The organism is Streptomyces sp. NPDC058678 (assembly GCF_042714835.1).
GTDB lineage: Bacteria > Actinomycetota > Actinomycetes > Streptomycetales > Streptomycetaceae > Streptomyces.
Window position 1 is genome coordinate 1 of sequence record NZ_JBHXSG010000168.1, and the last position, 2,125, is coordinate 2,125.

At 71.1% G+C, this 2,125-nt stretch carries 1 protein-coding gene; it reads right to left on the reverse strand.

Translation table 11 applies throughout. The features are described 5' to 3' along the window. On the reverse strand, positions 1 to 2,125 hold a 2,125-nt coding region (locus tag ACFWWR_RS48520; protein WP_384310774.1), incomplete at both ends, for an amino acid adenylation domain-containing protein.

Genomic DNA, 2,125 nt, shown 5'->3' on the forward strand with positions numbered 1-2,125 from the left:
CGGCGTACGCGCGGAGGCGGCCTGGGTGAGCGCCTCGGCCAGACCGGCCACCGACGGTGTCTCGAACAGCGTGCGTACCGACAGTTCCGCGCCCAAAGCGGTGCGGATGCGGGAGACCAGGCGGGTGGCCAGCAGGGAGTGCCCGCCGAGGTCGAAGAAGCTGTCGTCGATGCCGACCCGGTCGAGGCCGAGGACGTCGGCGAACAGGTGGCACAGGATCTCCTCCTGCGGCGTTCGGGGGGCGCGGACAGAGGTCTCCGTGTCGGGGTCGGGGTCGGGCAGGGCTTTGCGGTCGAGTTTGCCGTTGGCGGTCAGCGGCAGGGCGTCGAGGGTGACGAAGGCTGCGGGGATCATGTAAGCAGGCAAGGCCTGGGCCAGATGCCGGCGCAGGTCCTCCCCGGACACCCGGGTTCCGGTCGTGTAGGCGATGAGGCGGTCGTCGCGGACGATCACCGCAGCCTGCGCGACTGCCGGCTGCGTCCGCAGCAGGGTCTCGATCTCACCCAGCTCGATACGGAAACCACGCAGCTTGACCTGGTCGTCGGCGCGTCGCAGGTATTCCAGATCACCGTTGCCGGTCCAGCGGACCACATCCCCGGTGCGGTACATGCGGGTGCCGGGCGGGCCGTAGGGGTCGGCGAGGAAGCGTTCGGCGGTCAGGGCGGGCCGGTTCAGGTAACCCCGGGCGACGCCGGTGCCGGCGATGTAGAGCTCGCCGGGCACTCCCGCGGGGACGGGCTGGAGGTGGGGGTCCAGGACGTAGACCTGGGTGTTGGCCAGCGGACGCCCGATCGATACGGCCTCGCCTGCGTGCAGCACGGTGGCGGTGGACCAGATGGTGGTCTCGGTGGGTCCGTAGACGTTGGTGACCTGGGCGGCTGCGTGGGTGAGCTGCTCGGCGAGGTCGGCGGGCACGGCCTCGCCACCCACCAGGACCCGCACCCCGGCCAGCGCGGCCGCCGCGCCCGGATCGGCGGTCACGGACCGCCACAGACTCGGCGTCGCCTGCATCACCGTGACCCGCTCATCCGCGAGCACCGCCCGCAGCCGCTCAGGCTCGTGCACCAGTCCGGCCTCGGCGATCACCACCGCCGCACCCGCCGTCAGCGGAGCGAACAACTCCAGCCCGGCGATGTCGAAGCCGATCGTGGTCACCGCCAGCAACCGGTCCCCGTCCGCCAGCGGAACCCGCTCCCGCATGTCGGCCAGCAGGTTGGCCAGCGCGCCCCGGGAGACCACAACCCCCTTGGGCCGGCCGGTGGAGCCGGACGTGTAAAGCACATACGCCGTCTGCCGGGCATCCGTGGTGTGCGGCAGGGTGGTGGTGGGCTCGGGTTCGCGGTGTGCCGCGTCGGCCATCCACGCCTCGTCCACCACCAGCACCGGCCGGGTCTCGTCCTGCATGAAGGCGAGGCGCTCGGCGGGGAAGTCGCCATCCAGCGGCAGATACGCACCCCCGGCCTTCAACACCGCCAGCAACGCCACCACCAGATCCGCCGAGCGGGGCAGCATCACCGCCGCATACCGTTCCGGACCCACCCCCGCCTCGGCCAGCAGCCGCGCAAGGCGCTCACTGCGCGCATCCAGCTCGGCGTACGACACGGGCAGCCCGTCGAACACCACCGCCGCAGCCTCCGGTACCCTGCCCGCCTGCGCCCGGAACCCGGCCACCACATCCGCAGCCACAACCGCGGTCCGGGTGTCGTTCCACTCCTCCAGTACCCGCCGCCGCTCACACTCCTCCAGCACCCGCACCCGGCCCACCCGGGTCTCCGGCGCCGCCACCACCGTCTCCAGCACCCGCACGAACCGCTGGCTCAGCAACTCGGCGCTCTCCTGGTCGAAGAGGTCCGCGCTGAACTCCAACACGGCACGTATGCCCGCTTGTCCGCCGTCCGGAGACTGGAGCTCCTGAAGAGCGAGGAGCAGATCGAACTTCGACACAGCGGCATCGGCGTTCACAGGACTCACGCTGAGTCCGGGGAACCGGCCGGCGCCCGCTATGGCTGCCGGATCGACGTTGTGCAGGGTGAGCATGGTCTGGAAGAGGGGGTGGCGTGAGGGTGAGCGTTCGGGGTTGAGGGCTTCGACGAGGCGTTCGAAGGGGATGTCTTGGTGGGTGTAG